Origin of the sequence: Rhizobium sp. R693, assembly GCF_002211315.1 — a bacterium.
In the GTDB taxonomy this organism is placed as follows: domain Bacteria; phylum Pseudomonadota; class Alphaproteobacteria; order Rhizobiales; family Rhizobiaceae; genus Rhizobium.
The window spans coordinates 351647-374250 of sequence record NZ_LOKY01000023.1 but is presented as its reverse complement, the minus strand read 5'-3'; the positions used below and the strand labels follow the sequence as shown (position 1 = coordinate 374250).

Here is a 22604-nt window from a genome sequence, read left to right as displayed (position 1 = left end):
CTCAGCAAGATCGACGCTTTATTGATCACCTATGAACGAGATATTCACCGGTGTCATTATGGCTTTTTGCCGAAGCGGTACGCTCCTTCAGAAAATTTCGCCCAGATCGGGTCCTGCCGGTACGATTCTCGTCGGGTTGAGGCTTTCGATCGAATAGTAGCCGCGCTTGATATGGTCGAAATTGACCGTTTCGGCGATACCCGGCCAGTCGAGCATCCGCCGGCAGAAGCGGCGAAGATTGGCGTAGTCGGAAAGACGCCGCAGATTGCATTTGAACAGCCCGTGATAGGCGACATCGAAGCGTGCCAGCGTCACAAATAGGCGAATGTCGCTCTCGGTCGGGTGATCGGCAAACAAGAAGGGCCGATCGCCGAGCTCTTTCTCCACCCAGTCGAGGCACTCGAATACGCCGGCAAACGCTTCCTCATAGGCAAGCTGTGTGGTGGCAAAGCCTGCACGGTAGACGCCGTTGTTGAGGCTCGAATAGATCCGCTCGTTGAAAGCATCGATCTCAGGACGATGAGCAATGGGATAAAGATCAATCGGATTGCGAGCAAGATCGTCGAAACCGTCATTCATCATCCGCAGGATGTCAGCTGACTCGTTGTTGACGATCGTCTGCAACTGTTTGTCCCAGAGCACGGGCACTGTCGCGCGCCCGGTAAAATCCGGCGCTGCGCTGGTATAGATCTCATGCATATAGGTTGCGCCCTGGATATGGTCCTGCGTTGCCCCCTGATAATCGCCGAACCGCCAGCCCTGCTTCGTCAATGCGGGCTCGACGATGGAAACCGAGATGGCCGATTCGAGCCCCTTCAGCTTTCTGCCGATCAGTGTTCGCGACGCCCAAGGGCAGATGTAGGCGACGTAGAGGTGGTAGCGCCCCGTCTCGGCTTTAAAGCCGCCTTCTCCCGTCGGGCCTGCAGCACCGTCCCGCGTTACCCAATTGCGGAAGCTAGACGTCTGGCGAACAAAGCCGCCCTTCTCATCCTTCGCCTGTACCGGCTGCCAATCTTCCGTCCATTTACCATTTACGAGCAAGACGCTTTCCTCTGATTGCTGATTTTGGGCAAACTTAGCGTGCTTTTACGCGAGCGGGAGGCCACCATTGTTGAAACAGATTGTCCACCGACCGCGGAGCAAAGCTCGCTTGCCAAGTCGATTGGATGGGGCCTAAGACAGGCGAGATGGAGCTTGATATGCCTGTTTCAACATCTACGGTCGCTACCACACACGCCAGCAAATATCTTCAGCAACTCTGCAAGCACTGGGGCCACAAGTTTGCCGTGGAATTCACGGCAGAGCATGGTCGCGTGCCCTTCAGTGACACCGCGGAGGTGACGTTTGTGGCCGATGCGGCTGCGCTTCATGTGACGCTATCGGTCGCCGAGCTGTCACAGCTTGAGCGATATGAGACTGTCGTCGCCGACCATTTGAAGCGATTTGCTTTCCGTGAAGAGCTCCAGATTACTTGGAATGCCTGACAAACCACACTCGGAAGAGCCATGACAAAGAGCAACAATCGCGAATCCCAATACCCAATCAATCCGTTGTTCCTGGAGCGGTGGTCGCCGCGTGCTTTTACCGGCGAAGTGATCGATGAAACAGAGCTTCTGACGATCCTGGACGCCGCGCATTGGGCACCGTCATCCGCCAACCAACAGCCCTGGCGATTCATTTATGCGCTCAATGGCTCCGAGGATTGGGACAAATTCGTCGGGCTCCTCGTCGAATCCAATCAGGAGTGGGCAAAGAATGCTTCGGCCCTGATCTACGTTGTCTCAAGGGGGTTCAACGGCGATTTCTCCGAAGGAAGGACGAGCTACACGCATTCGTTCGACGCCGGTACCGCTTGGGGGTATCTCGCGCTTCAGGCTCGGCTTTCGGGTTTCTACGCCCACGGCATGGGCGGTATCAAGCACGAGGAGATCCAAAAAACCTTTTCGGTTCCCGAGGGCTATCGGGTCGAGGCAGGCATCGCGGTCGGGCGCCTTGCTGACAAGAGCGTGCTTTCGGAGCGGAATCAGGAACGGGAAGTCCCGAGCCAGCGCAAACCTCTTTCGGAGGTGGCGTTTCGAGGCAAGTTCATCGCGAACTAGTCCTTGCGACAAGGCCCACGCGTCGAAGCGTGGGGCCTTGAAGACACGCATCTCGTGTTGCGTAGCTTAAATATCGAGGTTTGCAACGCTCAGTGCGTTGTCCTGGATGAACTCCCGGCGGGGCTCGACTTCGTCACCCATCAGGCGAGCGAACAGGCCATCAGCGTCCGTCGCGTCCGCGACCTTGACCTGCAACAGGGAGCGAACATTCGGATCGAGCGTCGTTTCCCAGAGCTGTTCGGCATTCATCTCGCCAAGACCCTTATAACGCTGCATCGTCAAGCCCTTGCGGCCGCTTGCAAAAATCACGTCCAACAGCGCCCGTGGGCCGGAAATCTCCACGTCGCCGTCGCGTCGGGAGAGAGACGGAGGTATCTGATAGATCTCCTTCAGGCGAGCCGATAGCTGGTCGAGAAGCCGCGCGTCCTGGGAACCGATCAACGCCATATCGAGCACGACGACTTCCTTCACGCCGCGAACCATGCGCTCAAGCTTGAGGCCGCCTTCGCTGGTCAGGCCACCTTCCCAACCGCGTTCGGTCTCCTCAGCAATCAGGTCGAGGCGTCTGGCAACGTCACCGGCGAGCTGTTCTGCCCTCGAGCGGTCGCTGACGGCTTCCGCATTGAGAGCACCGGCAATCGCTGCCTGTTCGACGGCAGCGCGATTGTAGCGTGAGTGCAGATTGTCGAGGAGCGCGCGAAGGCGCAGTGCATCGCTGATCACCTCGCCAAGGTCCTGGCCGGTTCGCACTTCGCCGCTCCCGAGCTTCAAGGCAGCGTCTTCCAAACCCTGACCGATCAGGTAATCCTCAAGGGCCTTCTCGTTCTTCACGTACTGGATCGATTTGCCGCGCGAGACCTTATAAAGCGGCGGCTGGGCGATATAAAGATGACCGCGCTCGATCAATTCAGGCATCTGACGGAAGAAGAAGGTCAACAGCAGCGTACGAATGTGCGCGCCGTCGACGTCAGCGTCGGTCATGATGATGATCTTGTGGTAGCGCAGCTTTTCGGCATTGAACTCATCCTTGCCGATGCCTGTGCCGAGAGCGGTAATCAGCGTGCCGATTTCCTGGCTGGACAGCATCTTGTCGAAACGAGCGCGTTCGACGTTGAGGATCTTGCCGCGCAGCGGCAGGATCGCCTGGTTCTCGCGCGACCGGCCCTGCTTGGCCGAACCGCCTGCCGAGTCGCCCTCGACGAGGAAGACTTCAGATTTGGCAGGATCGCGCTCCGAGCAATCGGCGAGCTTACCGGGCAGAGAGGCAATGTCGAGAGCGCCCTTGCGGCGGGTCAGTTCGCGCGCCTTGCGGGCAGCTTCGCGCGCCGCTGCAGCTTCAACCACCTTGCCGACCAAAACCTTGGCTTCCGTCGGATGCTCTTCCAGCCACGTGCTTAGTGCTTCGCTGACGAGGTTCTCGACAACGGGGCGAACCTCGGAAGAAACAAGCTTGTCCTTGGTCTGCGACGAAAACTTCGGATCCGGCACCTTGACGGAAAGAACGGCGGTCAAGCCTTCGCGGCAATCGTCACCGGTCAGCGTCACCTTTTCCTTCTTCGTGATGCCAGACGTATCGGCGTAGGAGGTGATCTGACGGGTCAGCGCGGCGCGGAAGCCAGCCATGTGCGTGCCGCCGTCGCGCTGCGGAATGTTGTTCGTGAAGCAAAGGACGTTCTCGTGGTAGCTGTCATTCCACCACATCGCGACTTCGACGGTAATACCGTCCTTCTCGCCGCGGATCGCCACCGGCTTGTCGACGAGCGGCTTCTTGGCACGGTCGAGATAGGAGACGAAGGCTTCCAGGCCACCGTCATAGATCATCTCTTCCTGCCTGACATCCGAATGACGCTTGTCGCTGAGCAGGATGCGAACGCCCGAGTTCAAGAACGCGAGCTCGCGAAGGCGATGCTCCAGCGTGCCGTAATCGAATTCGGTCATCGTGAAGGTTTCGGAACTCGGCATGAAGCTGACTTCCGTGCCGGTTTCATTGCCAGCGTCGCCTATCACCTTCAACGGCGCATCGGCTACGCCGTGCGTGAAGCTCATCTCGTGAATCTTGCCTTGACGGCGGATCTTCAGCCTCAGCCAGACGGACAGCGCATTGACAACGGAAACGCCAACACCGTGCAGACCACCGGAAACCTTGTAGGAGTTCTGGTCGAACTTACCGCCGGCATGCAGCTGCGTCATGATGACTTCTGCCGCCGAAACGCCCTCACCGCTATGAATGTCCGTCGGGATGCCGCGGCCGTTGTCGGTGACGGTGACCGAGCCATCGGGATTGAGCGTTACCGTCACGATATCGGCGTGGCCTGCGAGCGCTTCATCGATCGCGTTGTCGACGACTTCGTAGACCATGTGATGAAGACCCGAGCCGTCGTCGGTGTCACCGATATACATACCCGGGCGTTTGCGCACTGCATCGAGGCCCTTCAGAACCTTGATCGAGTCTGCGCCATATTCGGTGCTAACGCCGTTTTCCGTCGTGGGTATATCGGTCATACTTTTCGAGAATTTCCCTGTTGTCGGGGCAGAGGGGAGACTTGCGAATCACCTGCCTTTTACATGCCAGAATATAGGGTTTTGATCCAAGTTCCCAATGCCAGCACGCTCAAACTGGCTATAAATCAGGGGATTATGACCGTTTTCCGTCCGCTTTTCCGCCGTTTTCGAGAATGCTCCTCAGTTCGCCAAGCGTCGTTTGGTCAAGATCGCGTATACGCCCCGCAAGAAGGTTCGCAAATGCGGTATGTTCGGCCGACAATCCCGACGTATCCACGACCACGCGGGGGTCCGAGGAGCGGGCCAAAAGGAAGAGTTCTTCCGCCTCATCCCAGATAATGTTGAAGTAGCCGGCGATACGCTGCAGCAAATCGAACGTCGGCAAACCGCGTCGTCCGTGTTCGAGTGCCGACAGATAGGCTGGGGACACATTGAGAGCCGCCGCCATCTGTTTTTGCGAGACGCCCTTGCGTTCGCGTAACTTACGGACAGCCTCACCGAACGGCGTCACGATCTCTCTCCGTGGCGGCGTGACAACCGGATGTAGAGGGCGCCCTCGCCGCCGTGATGGTGGGCTGCCGTTTCATAAGACGAGATGAAATACCGAAACTCCGGCTTCGAGAACCACATCGGGACGGCGCGCTTCAGAGCACCTTCGCTGCCGAGTGAACTGCCCTTACCGGTAATCACCAGGACATGTCTCATCCCTCGCTCGTGGGCTCGCATCAGGAATTCGAGAAGCAATATATGAGCTTCGCTTTGGACCAGCCCATGCAGGTCGATTCGAGCTTCCAATGGCAGTCGGCCTTTGGCGATCTTGCGCTTAACCGGCCTTTCAAGCGGGTGGTGGACACCGGACCGTGTTTTAGGAGCTACCGGAGTAGCCGGCTCGGCCTCACCTTCGGAAGGTTGCTTCGGGCTTGCTGCGGTCTGTTTTTCAACCTCTGCCTCTGTCAGAAACGCGTCGAGTTCGGCCAGTTCATCCTTCTTGCCGGGCATTGGGCGTGTGCTCCGCGCGACCTTGCCCCAAAGTATCCTTTCGTCGGTGTTGAGCTTCCGATCTCGTGCCATCAAGCGAACCTCGCTGCGGCTGCATTGGGAAGCAGGACGACGAAGTCGGCATCATGGCGCACCGTTCCAGCGAGCTCTCCTGCCTGATCCCCCGATCCGGTGAAAATATCACCCCTCGCCGGCCCGACGATGGCGGAGCCGGTGTCGAGAGCAAGCATTAATCGCGCGAACGGCTTGCCTCCATCGAGATCGACGAGATCTTCGGAGCGAATGAAAAACGGGAAGCCAAAAGTGTGAATGAGCCGATCGACGGCCAGCGAACGTCCGGCAATCAGCGGTACTTTTGCCGCAGCAACAGGGCCGGCGTCCAGATCTGCTGCCGGGACCTCACGGAAGAAAATGTAGGAGCGATTGTGCCACAGAATCTCGTCCACCTGATGCGGATGGGCGCCGAGCCACCGTCGAATGGTCTGCATTGAAATCTCGGATCGTTCGATTTCTCCGCGCTCGATGAGTAGTTTGCCGATCGCCGAGAAGGGATGTCCCGCCTTCCCGGCATAGGTGATACGTCCGATGCTCCCGTCAGGGTAGCGCAGGCGCGCGGCACCTTGAACATGGACGAAGAAGACATCGACCTTCGACTTCGCCCAAGCAATCTCCAATCCTCTACCCGCCAGGAAGCCCTCATCGATCGCGCGCCGATCCGGATAGGCTTGGATGCTGCCGTCGCTCAACCGCCCGAAGGCGTAGCTTTCGGGCAGACACGCAGGACGATTGCCCGCATCAAGATCGATCAGATCATCAGGGCGGCGATAGAAGGGAAAGCGATATTCATCATCCGGCATAGCCGAGACCATAATCTCGGGCTCGTAGAAGGCGGTGACGAAACCCGAATTGCCATCGGCGCGGAGTATTCTGAACGGTCGACAGTGTGACTGGAAGAAGGCCCGGGCATCGGATGCCGACGAAATACTCTCGCTCCGCGCTGCTTCGAGCAACGGCAAAAGGTGCTGCGCTGTCAAGCCGAGTGAGCCTGTCCGATACGGCTTGATCTCAATGATCTGCCGCCGGCATGCTTCCATCGCTTCAAAAAGGCCGGAGGGATCATCATCCATCCAGCCTTCCAGATGATCGAAGCGTATTGCTTGAAGGGCAAAGCCCGGAGTGTCTTCACTCATGTTCCGATTCGGTGGCCACGAGTTTCCAGTTGGGATCGCGGGAGCGAGTATCGCGCGCGAACGTCCAGAGATCATTGACCTCAGCAACGTTCTCCGCGTCGCCATCGATGAGCTTGTCGCTCTTGTCGTAGGTGGCCGAGATCAGTTGGCTGACGATACGGACGGTAATCTGGACTTCCGTGCCCTTGATCTCGGCGCTGGCAATCTCCGCCTTATCGATACCAACGAAGGTCGACTTCACCTTCTCACCCTTAGACTCACGATCAGAGATGGCGGCGTCGAAGCCGTCATAGACCTCGCGCGACAGGAGATTCTTCAGTGTCTTACGATCACCATCCGCAAACGCCATCACGATCATCTCGTAGGCCATTCGTGCACCGTTGACGAATTCCTTCGGATCGAAAGAGGCGTCGGCCTTGTTTATTTCGCGGAGAGACGCGTTGAGCGCGGTGCCAGCCGGAGCGATAGCATCGATCGCGGCGAAGCGATCGTCTTCTTCGCCCGATGCGTCGCGCCGCGGCAGTGTCACCACTTTTCCAGCGTCGGGAGACTCCGGCCCCATAGCATCGCGCGGCGTATAGAGATCGCGTGGAGGCTTCTCATTGCCCGTACGGCGGCCGAGAACACTGCGTAGCTGCAGAAAAATCAGCACCGCCGCGACAAGAAAAAACAATGTGATGAAGTCGTTTGAACCCATATCCCGCCGCAGCCGCTGTTAACTTCCCTGATTTGTACTCCCATATAGTCCGCCTATACAGATGATTCAAATAGGGTCGGCAACACGACCCTCCAACGGAGTCCGGCTCAGGCCGGAGTAAGACAATGCCTTTGAAGATCTTGCCTGGTTTTCTGCTGCTGCTTCCGCTCGCCGAGATTGCCGGTTTCGTGCTTGTCGGAAAGGCAATTGGGCTTTGGCCGACGCTAGCGCTTGTCATTTTGAGCTTTATGGTCGGCATGACCTTGCTCAGACGCCAAGGCATCGGGATCCTTCGCCGTATGTCGGCCGAGGGGCAAAACGGCATGGTGCCGGGCCGCGAACTGCTTCGCCCAGCCATGTTCGTGATCGCCTCATTGTTGTTGATGGTCCCCGGTTTCATCACCGACATCATAGCGTTGCTGATCTTCATTCCAGCCGTGCGTGATCTCGCCTGGCAATATGTCAGCCGCCGTTTCGTTGTCGTCGGTTCAACAAGCGGCTTCAAAGCGTCAAGCCGCGCCAAAGACTCCAAGATCGTCGACCTTGACGACGAGGATTATCGACGCGAACCCAACGACAATTCTCCCTGGTCAGGGAAGCATCTCGGCGAGTGACTTAACGCGCGAGCCGCCCGATGTCCCAGGGTTGTAACACCATGCCCGAAATGATAGAGCGGCACCATCCAATGCCCTCGAGGAAAAGCCAATGGCCGACGAAAACAGCAATAACGGTGCAACGAGCCCGAGCCTTACCATCCTTGCCCAGTACACCAAGGATCTCTCCTTCGAAAATCCGGGTGCTCCGCGTTCGCTGCAGGCACGTGACAAGGCTCCGGCCATCAACATCAATGTCAACGTCAACGCCAATCCGCTCTCCGATACGGATTTCGACGTTGTTCTGTCTCTGAACGCCGAAGCCAAGGATGGCGACAAGACGGTCTTCCATACCGAACTCGTCTATGGCGGCGTCTTCCGGATTGCCGGCTTCCCACAGGAGCACATGCTGCCGGTTCTCTTCATCGAGTGCCCGCGTATGCTCTTCCCATTCGCACGTCAGATCATTGCCGACGTCACGCGCAATGGTGGCTTCCCGCCGCTGATGATCGATCCAATCGATTTCTCTCAGATGTTTGCGCAGCGCGTTGCCGAAGAGCAGGCGCGTGCCAAGGTTCAGGCGACCACGAACTGACCGCGCGCACGTCGCACGCTGAACAAAATGAAATGCCCGGGTCACGCCCGGGCATTTTTAGTTTGTGAGATCGTATTTTCCCCAAATGCCCTTCGCGCCGAGTTTGGCAATCAGTGCGTCATGGGCTTGCTGCTCGGCTTCGCTGAGACGCGGCGCAAGGGGGCGTGGTCGTTCGAGCGTGGCGATGATCATCTCTTCGACCGCGACTTCCTGACCGGCCGTGCTTACAGCGTTTCCGAGCCCAAGGGCGGCCTGACGACCGCCGATCATTTCGATGTAGACGTCGGCAAGCAGTTCGGAGTCGAGAAGCGCGCCGTGCTTCGTTCGATGTGTATTGTCGATGCCATAGCGACGGCAAAGCGCATCGAGTGAATTGGGGCCCATCGGATGCTTGCGGCGCGCCATCGACAGCGTATCGAGCACGCGGTCGGGCAGGATCGGCGGCAAATCAAGTCGGGCTAGTTCCGCGTTTATGAAGCCCATATCGAATGTGGCGTTATGCGCGATCCACTTCGCGTCGCCAAAGAAATCGATAATTTTTTGCGCGACATCTGCGAACGACGGCTTGTCCTTCAGGAACTCATCGGTGATGCCGTGCACGGCAAGCGCATCCGGGTGCACTTTCTGGTCGCCCGGATTGATGTAGATGTGGATCGTATTGCCGGTCGGGAAATGATTGAAAAGCTCAATGCCGCCGATCTCGATAATGCGGTCCACACGGTTGTCCAGGCCCGTGGTTTCCGTATCGAAGATGATTTCACGCATTCCGGAAGTCCCCGTTGGCGAGCCGCTGCTTCAAGTCCGAGACGATCTCCGCGACCCGCTTTCTGGCCGTTTCGATGCTATGCCCAGTATCGATCACATAGTCGGCCCTTGCTCGCTTTTCCGCATCTGGCGTCTGGCGCGCAAGAATCATGTTGAATTTTTCCACTGTCATACCCGGCCGCGCAAGCACGCGTTCCCGCTGTATCTGTGGATCACAGCTAACGACCACGATCACATCGATCCTGCTCTCGGCTCCCGTTTCAAATAATAGCGGGATATCAAGCAGCACCATCGGCGAGCCGCGTTGCCGTTCGCGTTCAATGAACTCCGCCTCACGCTTTCTGACGAGCGGGTGGACGATGGCTTCAAGGCGCTTGAACCCATCAGAGCTTCCAACCAGCTGGCGAGCCAGTTCCTGCCGATCGACAGCACCGTCTTTCATTGTTCCGGGAAAGGCAGCATCGACGAGGGGCGCCGCCTCCCCCGCATAGAGATCATGGACTACGGCATCGGAATCATTCACAGGCACTCCCGCTTCCGCGAAAAGCTTTGCCATGGTTGATTTGCCCATCCCAATCGAGCCGGTCAGTCCGATCCGCAACATCAATGCTTGTCCATGTCCTCGATAATGAGCGCACGCAGTTTCTCGTCGACCTTGGGACGATGTCCGAACCATTTCTCGAAACCTGGAACGGCTTGATGCAACAGCATGCCAAGACCATCGATAACGGCAAATCCTTGCCGTTCGGCTTGGATAAGGAAAGGCGTCTTCAGAGGCACATAGACGATATCCGTTACAACTGCGTCGGACAGCAGCGGCGAAAAGTCGATCTCTGGCGCATCCTCACCGTCCATGCCCAGCGAAGTCGTGTTCACGAAAAGACCGGCACCGCGCATGACTTCCGACAGAGCCGCCATCGAATGCGCGTTTACACTCGGCCCAAAGCGATCTGCCAATTCCTTGGCACGTTCGACCGTCCTGTTGACCAGATGAATTTCCTTGATGCCTCGATCGCGCAGCGCCTGGATGATCGACCGGCTCGCGCCACCGGCACCGAGGACCACAGCCGACTGGGCCTTGTCCCAGCCTGGATGCCGCTCGTCCAGATTTGCAGTGAAGCCGCGTCCATCCGTGTTCGTCGCCTTGAGCCGGCCCTCCTCCATCCAAAGCGTATTGGATGCACCGAGCTCCTCAGAAAGTGCATCCGGATCGTCGGCGAGCTTGAATGCCATTTCCTTGTGCGGGATGGTGACGTTGCCGCCTACGAAGCCCGAGTCGCCGCTCTTCATCGACGCGATAAAGGCTGGAAAATTGGCCGGTGCTACTTCATGGGCGCGGTATGATCCTGGGAGCTCAAGCGTCTTCAACCAGTAATCATGAATGAGAGGCGACCGGGAATGCTTGATAGGAAAGCCCGTAACGAAGGCCTGTGGCCCAAGTGTTTCACGTGAATCATCCATCAATCGCACCCAATTCTCTCAGCTTCTCCAACAACGGTAACATCGGCAGTCCCAGGATTGTAAAATAGTCGCCCTCGATCCGCGAAAACAATTGAAGCCCCTCTCCCTCGAGTTGGTAAGCACCAACGCTCGCAAGCGCTTTCTCTCCGACGCGCATCAAATGCCGTTGGATGAAGTCGGCATCGAGCGAGCGCATTGTAAGCTCGGCGTGTGAGACATGCTCCCAGACGATGTCGCCGTCGTAGGCGATCGCAATCGCGCTGTTCAGCCGGTGCGTCTTGCCCGACAACACTCGAAGGTGGTTCGCGGCATCGGCCATGTCCTTAGGCTTATGAAAGGTCTGTGGGCCGAGAGACATTGTTTGATCCGAGCCGATCACGAAGGAGGCAGGAAACCGATCGCTGACCTCCTTGGCCTTCGCCTTGGCAAGAACGAGGGCGACGGCATCCGGCGTTGCACCTTGGCGTTCGAGAGGTGCTTCGACAGCGCGCTCGTCGATGTGGGCAGCATGAGCCTCGAACGCGAGACCAGCGTTTTGCATCAGCATACGGCGGAACGGGCTGGAGGATGCGAGAACAAGTTTGGGTGTCATGGAGCCTCGAACGGGTCTGGTGCCGCTGCGCTTAACGCAGCTTCGGACGGAGAGCAACAATTGCAGCAGCCGTCTCCTCGATGGAGCGCCGCGTCACGTCGATGAGTGGCCAATTGTGCCGGGCGCAGAGCGATCGCGCGTATTTCAACTCCTCTGATATAGCGGCTCGGTCAGTATATTCCCCGCGATCAAAACCCGGCGTTGCTCCGAGGATACGGTTCTCACGGACTTGCGAGATGCGATCAGTCGTGGCGATCAGGCAGACGACCAACGGCTTGGTCGCGGCGAACAAGCTTTCTGGGAGCGGTACGCCATAAACGACCGGGATATTGGCGGTCTTGATGCCGCGATTGGCAAGGTAGATGCTCGTCGGCGTTTTAGACGTCCGACTGATGCCGATGATTACAACATCAGCGTCGTTATAGTCGTCCGGCATCTGACCATCGTCATGATCCATCGTGAAGTTAAGCGCTTCAATGCGGGCGAAATAGCCTGCGTTCATCACGTGCTGGGCGCCAACGCGCCGACGCGACGGCGCACCGAGATAGATCTGGAAAGCGTTCATGACCGGTTCCAGCACGTTCACCGACGCAACACCCATCTCTGCGCAGCGTTGGTCAATGAAAGTCGCGAGCTCTCGGTCGACAATCGTGTAGAGAACGATACCCGGCTGGCTGTCGATCGATTGAAGAACCTGCAAAAGCTGCTTGCGATTGCGGACAAGCGGATAGACGTGCTCGATCGGCTGCGCGGACTTGAATTGGGCCGATGCTGCGCGCCCGGCGGAAATTAGCGTTTCGCCAGTCGAGTCAGAAATCAAATGCAGATGGAAGAAGTTCGTGCGGTTCTCCACGCTATTTTCCGTGGCCTGTTGAAAAGACTGGACAACGGAGAGCTAAGAGACCCGGTGGGTGTTAGGCAAGGGAAAACATGCCACCTTTTCCACAAATCGAATTTCATCGGAGCTGACAAACGCGGCTTGTTGGTTCTGTGGATAGCGGCTGCCAATTCGAACACGATCTATGTTTTTTCCACAGCTTGACCTCGTCTGCGAGGCTTTTTATCCTGTTGGAATAATTCGTATTTTCTGACTTTTCCACGATCCAACGCAAAGAGGCCGCCACTCAATTGCCGCGGGCTGGGGGAGGCGCGACAAAAGGCTCCGGCAGTGGATGAATTTTAATCCTTGATAGAAACAGACTCTAAGAAATAGAAACCTTTTAAAATATCTTAGATTTTTTATAGGGAAGAAGCGCGTGGGTGAAAGCCGCCGGAAAATCATGAGGGTCTTGGATGGCGAAACGCTCAGCCCTCCCCCAATATGGCTGATGAGGCAGGCAGGACGATACCTTCCTGAGTATAGGGAGACGCGGGCGAAGGCCGGAAGTTTCCTTGATCTCTGTTATTCTCCTGAGCATGCTGTGGAGGTTACTCTCCAGCCCATTCGCCGCTACGGCTTTGATGCGGCCATTCTCTTCTCTGATATCCTGGTGATCCCAGATGCAATGAAGCGCAACGTTCGCTTCACGTTGGGGCATGGACCGGAGATGGATCCAATCGATGAAAGCGGAATCGATAGGATCGAGACAGATCACGTCATCGACTACCTCAAGCCTGTTCTCGAAACGGTGGAGCGCTTGCGGCGCGAGTTGCCTGCCGAGACCACTCTCCTGGGCTTCTGTGGCGCTCCGTGGACGGTTGCGACCTACATGATCGCCGGCCATGGCACACCCGACCAAGCTCCCGCACGGCTCTTTGCCTACAAGCATCCGAAGGCCTTCGAACATCTGCTTGCCGTCCTGGCAGAGGTTTCGGCCGACTATTTGGTCGCGCAGATTGATGCAGGGGCCGATGCCGTACAGATCTTCGATTCCTGGGCCGGTGTTCTCGGGGAGCGGGAGTTTGAGGCGTTCGCGGTGAAACCTGTTGCGCGGATGATCGCCTCCATCAAGGCGCGTCGGCCTAATGCTCGGGTCATCGCCTTCGCCAAGGGTGCCGGCTTCCTGCTGAAGGATTATCGCCGGAAAACGAACGCCGATGCGATCGGACTTGATTGGTCCGTGCCTCTGGATTTCGCAGCTGAGCTGCAAAAGGACGGAGCCGTCCAGGGCAATCTCGATCCGATGCGGGTCGTTGCCGGCGGCTTGGCGCTCCAGGAAGGTATCAATGACATCCTCGAGAAGCTTGGTGACGGCCCGCTGATATTCAATCTCGGGCATGGCATCACGCCCCAGGCCGACCCTCAAAACGTCCAGCTGCTCGTCGAGCATGTCCGCAGCTGGAGGCGATAGCTGATGGAAAAGCAGACTGACGAAAGGCCTGGCGTCTATGCGCGTCGTCGCGCGCATTTCGCGATCCTGTTCTTCGCATTTCTGGCTGTTGGGCTATTTCTCTGGAATCCTGATGATCTCTATCTCTGGATCAAGGCGCTTCACATTATCGCGGTGATTTCGTGGATGGCCGGCCTCTTCTACATGCCGCGGCTTTTCATCTATCATACCGATGCGGAACCGGGTTCGACGCAGTCGGAGACCTTTAAAGTGATGGAACGTCGCCTGTTGAAGGTAATCATGAATCCGGCAATGATGCTGACCTGGATCTTCGGCCTTTATCTCGCCTGGTCGGTCTATGGTTTTCATGGCGGCTGGCTGCACGCGAAGCTAGGTCTCGTGGTGCTTCTGACCGGCATTCACATCTTCTTCTCACGTGCGGTCAAGACCTTCGAACGCGATGAAAACCGCCGGTCAGCACGGTACTGGCGTTTCATGAATGAAGCGCCGACCTTATTGATGATCGCGATTGTCATTCTGGTCGTGGTCAAGCCGTTCTGATGAAAGGTCGTTCGGTTAAATTTGCTTGATTTTAAGCAGCCCTCTTGCGGTGGTGAACCTTACTCGCTATTTTCGCTCCACCTCATCCTTGTGGCATGTATGTAAAGTTCGATCGTCTGCGATCCCTTCGCAGACCGATTACAGCCCTCGACATCGCCTTCCCCCCTAGAATTTAAGAGTAATGGTCACTTCATGGCTGAAATGAAGCTTCAAGAACTTAAGAGTAAGTCCCCGACGGATCTGCTGGCATTCGCCGAATCGCTCGAGGTCGAAAATGCGAGCACGATGCGCAAACAGGAATTGATGTTTGCTATCCTGAAGGTACTTGCCAGCCAGGATGTGGAGATCATCGGCGAAGGCGTTGTTGAAGTCCTCCAGGACGGTTTTGGTTTCCTGCGGTCTGCTAACGCAAACTACCTTCCAGGCCCGGACGATATCTATATCTCGCCCTCGCAGATCCGCCGTTTCTCGTTGAAGACGGGCGACACGGTCGAAGGCCCAATCCGCGGGCCCAAGGAAGGCGAGCGCTACTTCGCGCTGCTGAAGGTCAACACCATTAATTTCGACGATCCCGAGAAGATTCGTCATAAGGTTCATTTCGACAACCTGACGCCGCTCTACCCGAACGAGCGCTTCAGGATGGAATTGGATGTTCCCACCTCAAAGGACCTGTCGCCACGCGTCATCGATCTTGTCGCGCCGCTTGGCAAGGGCCAGCGTGGATTGATCGTCGCGCCGCCACGTACCGGTAAGACTGTTCTCCTTCAGAACATTGCGCACTCGATCACTGCGAATCATCCCGAGTGCTACCTGATTGTTCTCCTCATTGACGAACGCCCGGAAGAAGTCACGGACATGCAGCGCTCTGTCCGCGGTGAAGTCATCTCCTCGACCTTTGACGAACCGGCTGTGCGCCACGTCCAAGTGGCCGAAATGGTCATCGAGAAGGCGAAGCGTCTTGTCGAACACGGGCGCGACGTCGTGATTCTGCTTGATTCGATCACGCGTCTCGGCCGGGCCTACAACACTGTTGTCCCGTCCTCCGGTAAAGTGCTCACCGGCGGTGTCGACGCGAACGCTCTGCAGCGCCCGAAGCGCTTCTTCGGCGCCGCCCGCAACATCGAAGAGGGCGGGTCGCTGACGATTATCGCGACGGCTCTTATCGACACCGGCAGCCGCATGGATGAAGTCATCTTTGAAGAGTTCAAGGGCACCGGTAACTCTGAAATCGTTCTCGACCGCAAGGTTGCCGACAAGCGTATCTTCCCGGCGATGGACATTCTGAAGTCCGGTACGCGCAAGGAAGACCTGCTGGTGCCGCGCCAGGATCTCCAGAAGATCTTCGTCCTGCGCCGCATCCTGGCCCCGATGGGAACAACCGACGCGATTGAGTTCCTGATCGACAAATTGAAGCAGACGAAGAACAATCCGGACTTCTTCGATTCAATGAATACGTAATCCTTAGCCGGATTCGTCAACAAAGCCGGTCACCGATGTGGCCGGCTTTGTCATTTCAACGAACGTTCCCTTCAGCCTTGAACTGGAGAAGGAAGATGCTGCCCCACAAGGAAACGATATTCGCTCTGTCGAGTGGCGCTGTACCGGCTGGTCTAGCCGTCATGCGAATCAGCGGAGCGGACGTTCCGGCTGTTCTTGCCGCTCTGATTGGGAGCCTTCCGCCCCCGCGGCAGGCGACATTACGATCGATTCGGACTCGTAATGGTCTGGTGATTGACACCGGCCTCGTCCTGCTCTTCCCGGCGCCGCATTCCTTTACCGGCGAAAATGTCGCGGAACTGCATCTCCACGGAGGTCGTGCGGTTGTCGACGCCCTACACCGCGAACTCGCTGCGTTTCCGAATTTGCGACCTGCCGCACCGGGAGAATTCTCGCGGCGAGCCTTTGAAAACGGAAAGCTGGATCTGATCGAGGTCGAGGGTCTGGCGGATCTTATCGCTGCCGAAACGGAGATGCAGCGCCGTTTGGCCGTCGAGCAGAGCTCGGGAGGCCTGTCCTCGATCTACTATGGCTGGTCAGAGAGACTGACCCGCGCCCGTGCGCTGATCGAGGCTGAGCTGGACTTTCCCGATGAGGAGGATGTTCCGGGTTCAGTCTCGGATCAAGTTTGGGCGGATGTGTCGCGCCTGACAGAGGAGCTTGCCAGCCATCTCGAGCAGCTGGAGGCCGGCGAAATTATCCGCGATGGCTTCAAGGTCGTTATCGCCGGCAAGCCTAATGCCGGCAAGTCCAGCCTTATGAACGCCCTAGCCAGGCGCGATATTGCGATCGTCACCGAGATCGCTGGTACAACCCGCGATGTGCTGCAGGTTGACCTGAGCATGGACGGGTACCTTGTCAAACTCTACGATACTGCTGGTCTTCGAGACACCGATGAGATCGTCGAACGTGAGGGTATTCGCCGTGCGGAGAAGATCATTACAGAGGCGGACCTGCTGATCTTTATCGAAGACCTATCGATAGACAGCGTGACGGAAGAGCCTCCTGAAGGTGCGGTTTTGGTGGGCACGAAATCCGATCTTCCAAGTCGAAGCGTGAGGCAATATGATCTCGTCATTTCCACCAAGGACGGCGTGGGACTGGAGGCGCTTCGAGGCTTAATCGTACAGCGTCTAAAGGCAAAAGTGCAGCCTCAATCGATGGCCATCCCGAGCCGCGCTCGTCATAGAGAGGCGCTTTCAAGGTCATTAGCGGCTTTACAGGCATCCCTTCTTTCCCCGGGCCGTGGTCTGGATTTGCGGGCCGAGGATCTCCGTGTTGCCGGCGATGCCTTAGGACGCGTAACCGGACGTGTTGATGTCGAAAACCTGCTTGATGTGATCTTCGGTGAATTTTGTATCGGAAAATGATTCACGTGAAACATCCGATCCCAGGCGTGGTAGTCAGGTTTCACGTGAAACGCCTTGACTCGCCTGACAACATCGCGCATCACCTGACCATCTCAGGAGCTTGAAGAATGGTTACCTCACGGTTCGATGTCATTGTCATCGGCGGCGGGCATGCGGGATGCGAAGCCGCTGCCGCTGCCGCGCGTCTTGGCGCCAAGACGGCGCTGGTGACGCATCGACGCGATACCGTCGGGGTCATGTCTTGCAATCCGGCAATTGGTGGACTTGGAAAAGGTCACCTGGTTCGAGAGATCGACGCAATGGATGGGCTCATGGGTCGCGTCGCTGACGCGGCCGGCATCCAGTTTCGTATGCTGAACCGGAAGAAAGGCCCAGCAGTGCGCGGCCCACGCACGCAAGCAGATCGTAAGCTCTATCGGCAAGCGATGCTCGCGGAGATTGAGGGTATTCAAAATCTCACCGTGGTGGAAGGCGACGCGTTTGACCTGTCGATAAGGGATGGTCGAGTTACCGCCGTTGTTATGAAAGATAGCCGGATTCTGGCGTGCGGGTCGGTCGTGCTGACGACCGGCACCTTCCTACGAGGGCTCATTCATATCGGCGATCAAAAGATTCCAGCAGGTCGTGTCGGCGAGGAACCATCCGTTGGCCTCTCTCAAACGCTGCTGAACTTTGGGCTGCGTCTTGGACGTCTGAAGACCGGGACGCCGGCGCGACTGGATGGGACGACCATCGACTGGCAGAGTGTCGGCCGCCAGGGCGCTGATGAAGATCCGGTTCCCTTTTCCTTCATGACCGATCGCATCGTGAACCCGCAGATTGATTGCGGCGTTACACGGACAACGGAGGCGACTCATCGCATCATCGTTGAGAATCTAAAACGCTCTGCCATGTATTCCGGCCAAATCGAGGGCGTCGGCCCCCGCTACTGCCCGTCGATTGAGGATAAGCTTGTTAAATTTGGCGAACGAGACGGGCATCAGGTCTTCCTTGAGCCGGAGGGACTTGATGATGATACGGTCTATCCAAACGGCATCTCGACGTCGCTGCCCGCCGAGATTCAAGACGCCTTCATTCGCACGATTCCCGGCCTCGAACGGGTCGTCATTCTGCAGCCTGGTTATGCGATCGAATACGACCATGTCGATCCGCGGGAGTTGAAACCAACGCTTGAAGTCAAGAAGATGCAGGGCCTCTTTCTGGCCGGGCAGATCAATGGAACCACCGGCTACGAAGAAGCAGCAGCGCAGGGCCTTGTCGCCGGTATTAACGCGGCGCGGCTCTCCGGCGATCAGGACGAGATCCGCTTCAGCAGAACGGATTCCTATATCGGCGTGATGGTCGACGATCTGACCTCGCGTGGTGTTGCCGAACCGTACCGGATGTTCACCTCTCGCGCCGAATACCGCCTATCGCTGCGCGCTGACAATGCGGATATCCGCCTAACGCCTCTGGCGATGCGCATAGGAGCGGCTTCCTCCAAGCGCCGTGATCGCTTTGAGGCATACAGCGATGCTTTGGACGCGGGTCGCGCTAGGCTGAAGTCACTCTCAGTGACGCCAAGTGAAGCTGCGGGCTTTCGTTTGAAGCTCAACCAGGACGGCCAGCGCCGATCGGCTTATGATCTTCTTTCCTACCCCGATTTTAGTCTCGCGGATCTTGAGCGGATTTGGCCCGAGCTAGAAGAGATCGGCGGTCGCGTGGCTGAGGCCTTGGAGATTGAGGCGAGCTACGCCGTCTACATGCAGCGGCAATCTGCCGACATCGCGCAGGTCAAGCGGGATGAAGATCGTGTAATACCGGATGACTTCAACTTCAACGCGCTCTCCGGCTTGTCCAATGAACTCAAGCAGAAGCTGCGTGTTGCGCGCCCGTTTAATGTCGCACAGGCGGCGAAGATTGACGGCATGACGCCCGCTGCTATTTCGTTGCTGCTCGTTCACTTGCGTCGCAACGCGATTGACGTCGCGGCGTCGGCCTGAAAATCATCTTATTGCAATCTGCGAGAGTCCTACAATGCAACTGAACGGTCGACGTGTTTCACGTGAAACACAGGAGCGTCTCGAACATTTCGTGGCGCTCTTTCAAAAATGGGCGCGGTCGATCAACTTGAGTGCGCCGTCGACCCTGGATGATGCGTGGAACCGCCACATCGCCGATTCGGCTCAGATTTTCCAACTCCAATCAACCCCCCTTCGCTGGATCGATCTAGGCAGCGGAGGTGGCTTTCCCGGGATCGTCACGGCTATCATGTTGGCCGAGCTTGGTGCAGGGTGGGTTCATCTCGTTGAGAGCAATCATAAGAAGGCAGCATTCCTGCGCACGGCCCTCCGCGAAACCGGCGGCAGAGGGTCTGTACACCCGGTTCGGATCGAGGATGCTCCATCGATCGTGGAAGATTGTGATTTCGTGTCCGCGCGGGCGCTTGCTGATCTCGAGAAGCTCTTTGGTTATATTGAACCGTGGTCGAAACGGAACGCAAAACTTCGCGCCTATCTTCATAAAGGCCGGGATTACCGGAGCGAGCTCAATAAAGCGCATGGTGGCTGGGGATTCGATCTGTTAGAACATATGAGCGCTGTCGAGCAGGATTCTGTCATTTTGGAAATCTTCAATCTCCAGCGCGTGGCTTAACAGATCGGGCTTTGGCTATGGCTGGCGAACGAAATCGGATAATCACCATTGCAAATCAGAAGGGCGGCGTCGGTAAGACCACGACGGCGATCAATTTAGCGACGGCGCTTGCAGCAATCGGTGAGCGGGTCTTGATCGTAGATCTCGATCCTCAGGGAAACGCCAGTACTGGTCTAGGCATCGACCGAAAGCATCGCCGGCTATCTTCCTATGATCTGTTGCTGGGCGATTACGGAATTGAAGAGGTGTCGCAGGAAACTGCCGTTCCAAATCTCCATATCGTGCCGTCGACGATGGACCTCCTCGGTATTGAGATGGAGATCGCGAGTCAAAGCGATCGTGTTTTCAAGTTGAAGAAGGCGCTGGCGAAGGAAACGGCTTTTCGCTTTTCTTATATTCTCGTGGACTGCCCTCCCTCCTTCAATCTGCTCACCATGAACGCTATGGCAGCCGCGCATTCCGTGCTTGTGCCGCTGCAGTGCGAGTTTTTTGCGCTGGAGGGCCTGAGTCAGCTGCTAGAAACCGTCGACCAGGTGCGGCGCACGGTCAATCCCCACCTTGATATCCAGGGGATCGTACTGACGATGTTCGATTCCCGTAACAATCTGGCGCAACAGGTTGTTAACGATGTCCGTACGCATCTTGGCGAGAAAGTCTACCATACGTTGATTCCACGGAACGTTCGCGTATCGGAAGCACCGTCCTACGGCAAGCCGGCGATTCTCTACGATCTGAAGTGCGCAGGGAGTCAGGCATATCTCCAGTTGGCGTCGGAGGTTATTCAACGCGAACGTCAACGTCTTGCGGCGTGATTTGAAAGAGATAATGGCGAGTTAAGACATGAACGATGACGTCTCGAAAAGAAGACTTGGGCGCGGTCTGGCCGCATTGATCGGTGAGATGGATCAGCCGATGCCTGTTGACGCGCCCAGTCGCGGAGTAAGCGCCGATCAAATGGTGCCGATCGAGTTCGTCAGTCGTAATCCGCGCAACCCTCGGCGGTTCTTCGATGATGGCGAATTGCACGAGCTTGCAAGTTCTATTCGGCAACACGGCATCGTTCAGCCCGTTGTCGTCCGGACTCTGGCAACCAACCAGTACGAGATCATAGCCGGCGAAAGACGGTGGCGTGCGGCGCAGCTTGCCGGCCTCGTCGAGATTCCTGTGATCGTGCGCGATGTCGATGACAAGACCGCTCTCGAAATTGCGATCGTTGAAAACGTTCAGCGCACCGACCTCAATCCGCTGGAAGAGGCGCTCGGCTATGAGCAACTCATCGCGGAATACGGCTATACCCAGAACGATCTCGGTGAAATCATCGGCAAGAGCCGCAGCCATGTGGCGAACTCGTTGCGGCTTCTGAAGCTGCCGGAGCCTGTCCGAGATCTCTTGGCCGCTGGAAGCCTTTCGGCCGGTCATGCCCGCGCTTTGGTGCCGACCTCTGATCCGGTCGCCCTCGCCCGAACGATCGTATCAAAGGGCATGTCGGTACGTGACGCCGAACGTTTGGCTCAAAATGATATCAAGGCTCAGTCCGAGCCGAGACCCTTGGCGCATCAAAAGGATCAGAAGGATTCAGATACGTTGGCCTTGGAACGGACCCTAACCGATGCACTCGGTCTTGATGTGACGATCAATCACAAAGCAAGCGGCGGTCAGATCAGAATATCCTATAAGTCGTTGGAGCAGCTGGAGGAAATCTGCCGTCTTCTCGAGCGCCGCTGAAGGGAAACGCTACCGGCGCGCCGACTGCAGTGTGGTTGAAAGTAGTGTTTGGAGCGCGATACTGTCTTCGAGGGACGCACGCTTGCGGGTCTGCAAGATGGCGGCCTGCAGACGATTGGCTTCTCGTGCTATGGCCTCTGTAGACCAAGTTCGAAGTGCTTGTTCGATAATTGGCTTTCGTCGAAAATGCAGATGACGGCCGAGCGTCTGCATGACTTGCGCGGACGGCAATCGCTTCTCTTCCATTTCGGTCTTCATGGCATCCAGCAACTGAAATTGCTTCAGACAGGCCTGGATAACGAGAAACACGGCAGTCTTGGACGACATGATCTTCTGCATCGCGTGCAGGAAGCTGGTTGGATTGCCGCTCAGCACCGCATCGACGGCGTCATCCACCGAAATTGCGCTGGCGTCGCCTATAATTTCCGTAACTTGGTGCTCTTCTATCGTCGACTTACCGCGGCAGTAGAGTGCGAGCTTTCTAAGTTCGTTGCGAGAGGCAATCCGGTCCCCACCAATAAGCTCCAGCAAGGCCTGGCGCGCAGCTGGCGTTATGCCGAGACCGGCGCTTGAAAGTTCACTGTCTATCAAGCTGTTAAGCGCGCGCGCATCGTCGGAGTAGCAAGGTATCGCCATGACATTGCGGGCGGTCTCGGCGCCTTTGCGCAGGAGCGAGCCCTTCTTGAGGTCCCCAGCCTCGATGATGACAAATGTGCCCTCCGGCGTGCTCGCCGAAAGAGCCTGCAGGGAATCCACAAGATATTTTTCGTTGGCGGCTCCCCGGATCCAGATAAGCTTATCGCCCCCGAAAAGACCGATCGCCCCAGCCTCGTCCAAGAGCCGGCCCTGGTCTCGCTGCAAGTCGGCGATATCGAGCTTGATCAGTGAAAATGGGTCTTCCAGCGAAACGCCTGTCTTGCCGGCAAGCAAGGTCGCGCGCTCCGATACAAGGCCACGATCCGGTCCATAGATTACGAAGAGGCGGTAGTTGCGGGCGGATCGCTCAAGAAAGCTCTCAAACTCGTGCGATTTGATCTCCGCCATACAATCCGCT

At 57.1% G+C, this 22604-nt stretch carries 24 protein-coding genes; 12 read left to right on the top strand and 12 right to left on the bottom strand.

The features are described from left to right. Positions 1 to 87: 87 nt before the first annotated feature. Positions 88 to 1041: a glutathione S-transferase family protein gene (locus ATY79_RS19415; protein WP_088704626.1), complete on the bottom strand. Its 954-nt coding sequence runs from the start codon at positions 1039 to 1041 to the stop codon at positions 88 to 90. A 146-nt stretch (positions 1042 to 1187) separates the two neighbouring features. Between ATY79_RS19415 and ATY79_RS19410 the strand changes: the two genes are divergently transcribed. Both ATY79_RS19410 and ATY79_RS19405 read left to right on the top strand, forming a co-directional pair. Continuing rightward, positions 1188 to 1484, top strand: a complete 297-nt coding sequence (locus tag ATY79_RS19410; protein ID WP_088693254.1) for a DUF2218 domain-containing protein — start codon at positions 1188 to 1190, stop codon at positions 1482 to 1484. A 21-nt stretch (positions 1485 to 1505) separates the two neighbouring features. Beyond that, positions 1506 to 2099 (top strand): nitroreductase family protein, encoded by a 594-nt coding sequence (locus ATY79_RS19405; protein WP_088693190.1) that lies wholly within the window; start codon positions 1506 to 1508, stop codon positions 2097 to 2099. Between the two features lie 66 nt (positions 2100 to 2165). Here the strand turns inward: ATY79_RS19405 and gyrB are convergent, their stop codons facing one another. From gyrB to ATY79_RS19380, 5 genes are all read right to left on the bottom strand, one after another. After that, positions 2166 to 4601, bottom strand: a complete 2436-nt coding sequence (gene gyrB, locus ATY79_RS19400; protein ID WP_088693189.1) for a DNA topoisomerase (ATP-hydrolyzing) subunit B — start codon at positions 4599 to 4601, stop codon at positions 2166 to 2168. 133 nt (positions 4602 to 4734) lie between these two features. After that, positions 4735 to 5112, bottom strand: coding sequence for a helix-turn-helix domain-containing protein (locus ATY79_RS19395; protein WP_088693188.1), 378 nt, complete (start codon positions 5110 to 5112; stop codon positions 4735 to 4737). Beyond that, complete coding sequence (locus tag ATY79_RS19390; protein WP_088693187.1) at positions 5109 to 5672, bottom strand: Smr/MutS family protein; 564 nt, start codon at positions 5670 to 5672, stop codon at positions 5109 to 5111. Before ATY79_RS19390 ends, ATY79_RS19395 begins: the two co-directional genes overlap by 4 nt. Further along, positions 5672 to 6790 carry a murein transglycosylase A gene (locus ATY79_RS19385; protein WP_088704625.1) on the bottom strand — a complete coding sequence of 373 codons (1119 nt, stop codon included), beginning with the start codon at positions 6788 to 6790 and terminating at the stop codon, positions 5672 to 5674. The genes ATY79_RS19390 and ATY79_RS19385 overlap by 1 nt, the downstream gene beginning before the upstream one ends. After that, positions 6783 to 7487, bottom strand: a complete 705-nt coding sequence (locus ATY79_RS19380) for a Tim44/TimA family putative adaptor protein (protein ID WP_088693185.1) — start codon at positions 7485 to 7487, stop codon at positions 6783 to 6785. Before ATY79_RS19380 ends, ATY79_RS19385 begins: the two co-directional genes overlap by 8 nt. A gap of 125 nt (positions 7488 to 7612) precedes the next feature. Here ATY79_RS19380 and ATY79_RS19375 point away from each other — a divergent pair, with 125 nt between their 5' ends. Next, positions 7613 to 8101, top strand: coding sequence for an FxsA family protein (locus ATY79_RS19375; protein ID WP_088693184.1), 489 nt, complete (start codon positions 7613 to 7615; stop codon positions 8099 to 8101). Between the two features lie 91 nt (positions 8102 to 8192). Next, positions 8193 to 8675, top strand: coding sequence for a protein-export chaperone SecB (gene secB, locus ATY79_RS19370; protein WP_016556856.1), 483 nt, complete (start codon positions 8193 to 8195; stop codon positions 8673 to 8675). 57 nt (positions 8676 to 8732) lie between these two features. Here the strand turns inward: secB and dnaQ are convergent, their stop codons facing one another. Genes dnaQ through ATY79_RS19345 form a run of 5 tightly spaced genes read right to left on the bottom strand, consistent with a single transcriptional unit; the run spans position 8733 to position 12346 of the window. Next, complete coding sequence (gene dnaQ / locus ATY79_RS19365) at positions 8733 to 9440, bottom strand: DNA polymerase III subunit epsilon (RefSeq protein ID WP_088693183.1); 708 nt, start codon at positions 9438 to 9440, stop codon at positions 8733 to 8735. Then, positions 9433 to 10044: a dephospho-CoA kinase gene (coaE, locus tag ATY79_RS19360; protein ID WP_088704624.1), complete on the bottom strand. Its 612-nt coding sequence runs from the start codon at positions 10042 to 10044 to the stop codon at positions 9433 to 9435. The genes dnaQ and coaE overlap by 8 nt, the downstream gene beginning before the upstream one ends. Beyond that, positions 10044 to 10901, bottom strand: coding sequence for a shikimate dehydrogenase (locus ATY79_RS19355; RefSeq protein ID WP_088693181.1), 858 nt, complete (start codon positions 10899 to 10901; stop codon positions 10044 to 10046). The genes coaE and ATY79_RS19355 overlap by 1 nt, the downstream gene beginning before the upstream one ends. Continuing rightward, positions 10894 to 11493, bottom strand: coding sequence for a Maf-like protein (locus tag ATY79_RS19350; RefSeq protein WP_088704623.1), 600 nt, complete (start codon positions 11491 to 11493; stop codon positions 10894 to 10896). Before ATY79_RS19350 ends, ATY79_RS19355 begins: the two co-directional genes overlap by 8 nt. A gap of 31 nt (positions 11494 to 11524) precedes the next feature. Then, positions 11525 to 12346 (bottom strand): pyruvate, water dikinase regulatory protein, encoded by an 822-nt coding sequence (locus ATY79_RS19345; protein ID WP_088693179.1) that lies wholly within the window; start codon positions 12344 to 12346, stop codon positions 11525 to 11527. Positions 12347 to 12749: 403 nt separating this feature from the next. Here ATY79_RS19345 and hemE point away from each other — a divergent pair, with 403 nt between their 5' ends. The 8 genes from hemE to ATY79_RS19305 all read left to right on the top strand — a co-directional run bounded on the left by hemE (position 12750) and on the right by ATY79_RS19305 (position 21550). Next, positions 12750 to 13784 (top strand): uroporphyrinogen decarboxylase, encoded by a 1035-nt coding sequence (hemE, locus tag ATY79_RS19340; RefSeq protein WP_189638043.1) that lies wholly within the window; start codon positions 12750 to 12752, stop codon positions 13782 to 13784. Positions 13785 to 13787: 3 nt separating this feature from the next. After that, on the top strand, positions 13788 to 14324 hold the full coding sequence (hemJ, locus tag ATY79_RS19335) for a protoporphyrinogen oxidase HemJ (RefSeq protein WP_088704621.1): 537 nt from the start codon (positions 13788 to 13790) through the stop codon (positions 14322 to 14324). Between the two features lie 192 nt (positions 14325 to 14516). Next, a complete protein-coding gene (gene rho / locus ATY79_RS19330; protein ID WP_007528691.1) occupies positions 14517 to 15782 on the top strand; it encodes a transcription termination factor Rho in 1266 nt (421 codons plus the stop codon). Between the two features lie 95 nt (positions 15783 to 15877). Beyond that, complete coding sequence (gene mnmE / locus ATY79_RS19325; protein WP_088693176.1) at positions 15878 to 17191, top strand: tRNA uridine-5-carboxymethylaminomethyl(34) synthesis GTPase MnmE; 1314 nt, start codon at positions 15878 to 15880, stop codon at positions 17189 to 17191. A gap of 107 nt (positions 17192 to 17298) precedes the next feature. After that, positions 17299 to 19173: a tRNA uridine-5-carboxymethylaminomethyl(34) synthesis enzyme MnmG gene (mnmG, locus tag ATY79_RS19320; RefSeq protein WP_088704620.1), complete on the top strand. Its 1875-nt coding sequence runs from the start codon at positions 17299 to 17301 to the stop codon at positions 19171 to 19173. Positions 19174 to 19207: 34 nt separating this feature from the next. Next, positions 19208 to 19825, top strand: coding sequence for a 16S rRNA (guanine(527)-N(7))-methyltransferase RsmG (rsmG, locus tag ATY79_RS19315; RefSeq protein WP_088704619.1), 618 nt, complete (start codon positions 19208 to 19210; stop codon positions 19823 to 19825). A gap of 17 nt (positions 19826 to 19842) precedes the next feature. Continuing rightward, complete coding sequence (locus ATY79_RS19310) at positions 19843 to 20637, top strand: ParA family protein (RefSeq protein ID WP_088704618.1); 795 nt, start codon at positions 19843 to 19845, stop codon at positions 20635 to 20637. 28 nt (positions 20638 to 20665) lie between these two features. After that, positions 20666 to 21550: a ParB/RepB/Spo0J family partition protein gene (locus tag ATY79_RS19305; RefSeq protein ID WP_088704617.1), complete on the top strand. Its 885-nt coding sequence runs from the start codon at positions 20666 to 20668 to the stop codon at positions 21548 to 21550. Positions 21551 to 21559: 9 nt separating this feature from the next. Here ATY79_RS19305 and holA read toward each other — a convergent pair whose 3' ends face one another. Continuing rightward, positions 21560 to 22594: a DNA polymerase III subunit delta gene (gene holA, locus ATY79_RS19300; protein WP_088704616.1), complete on the bottom strand. Its 1035-nt coding sequence runs from the start codon at positions 22592 to 22594 to the stop codon at positions 21560 to 21562. Positions 22595 to 22604: the final 10 nt, after the last annotated feature.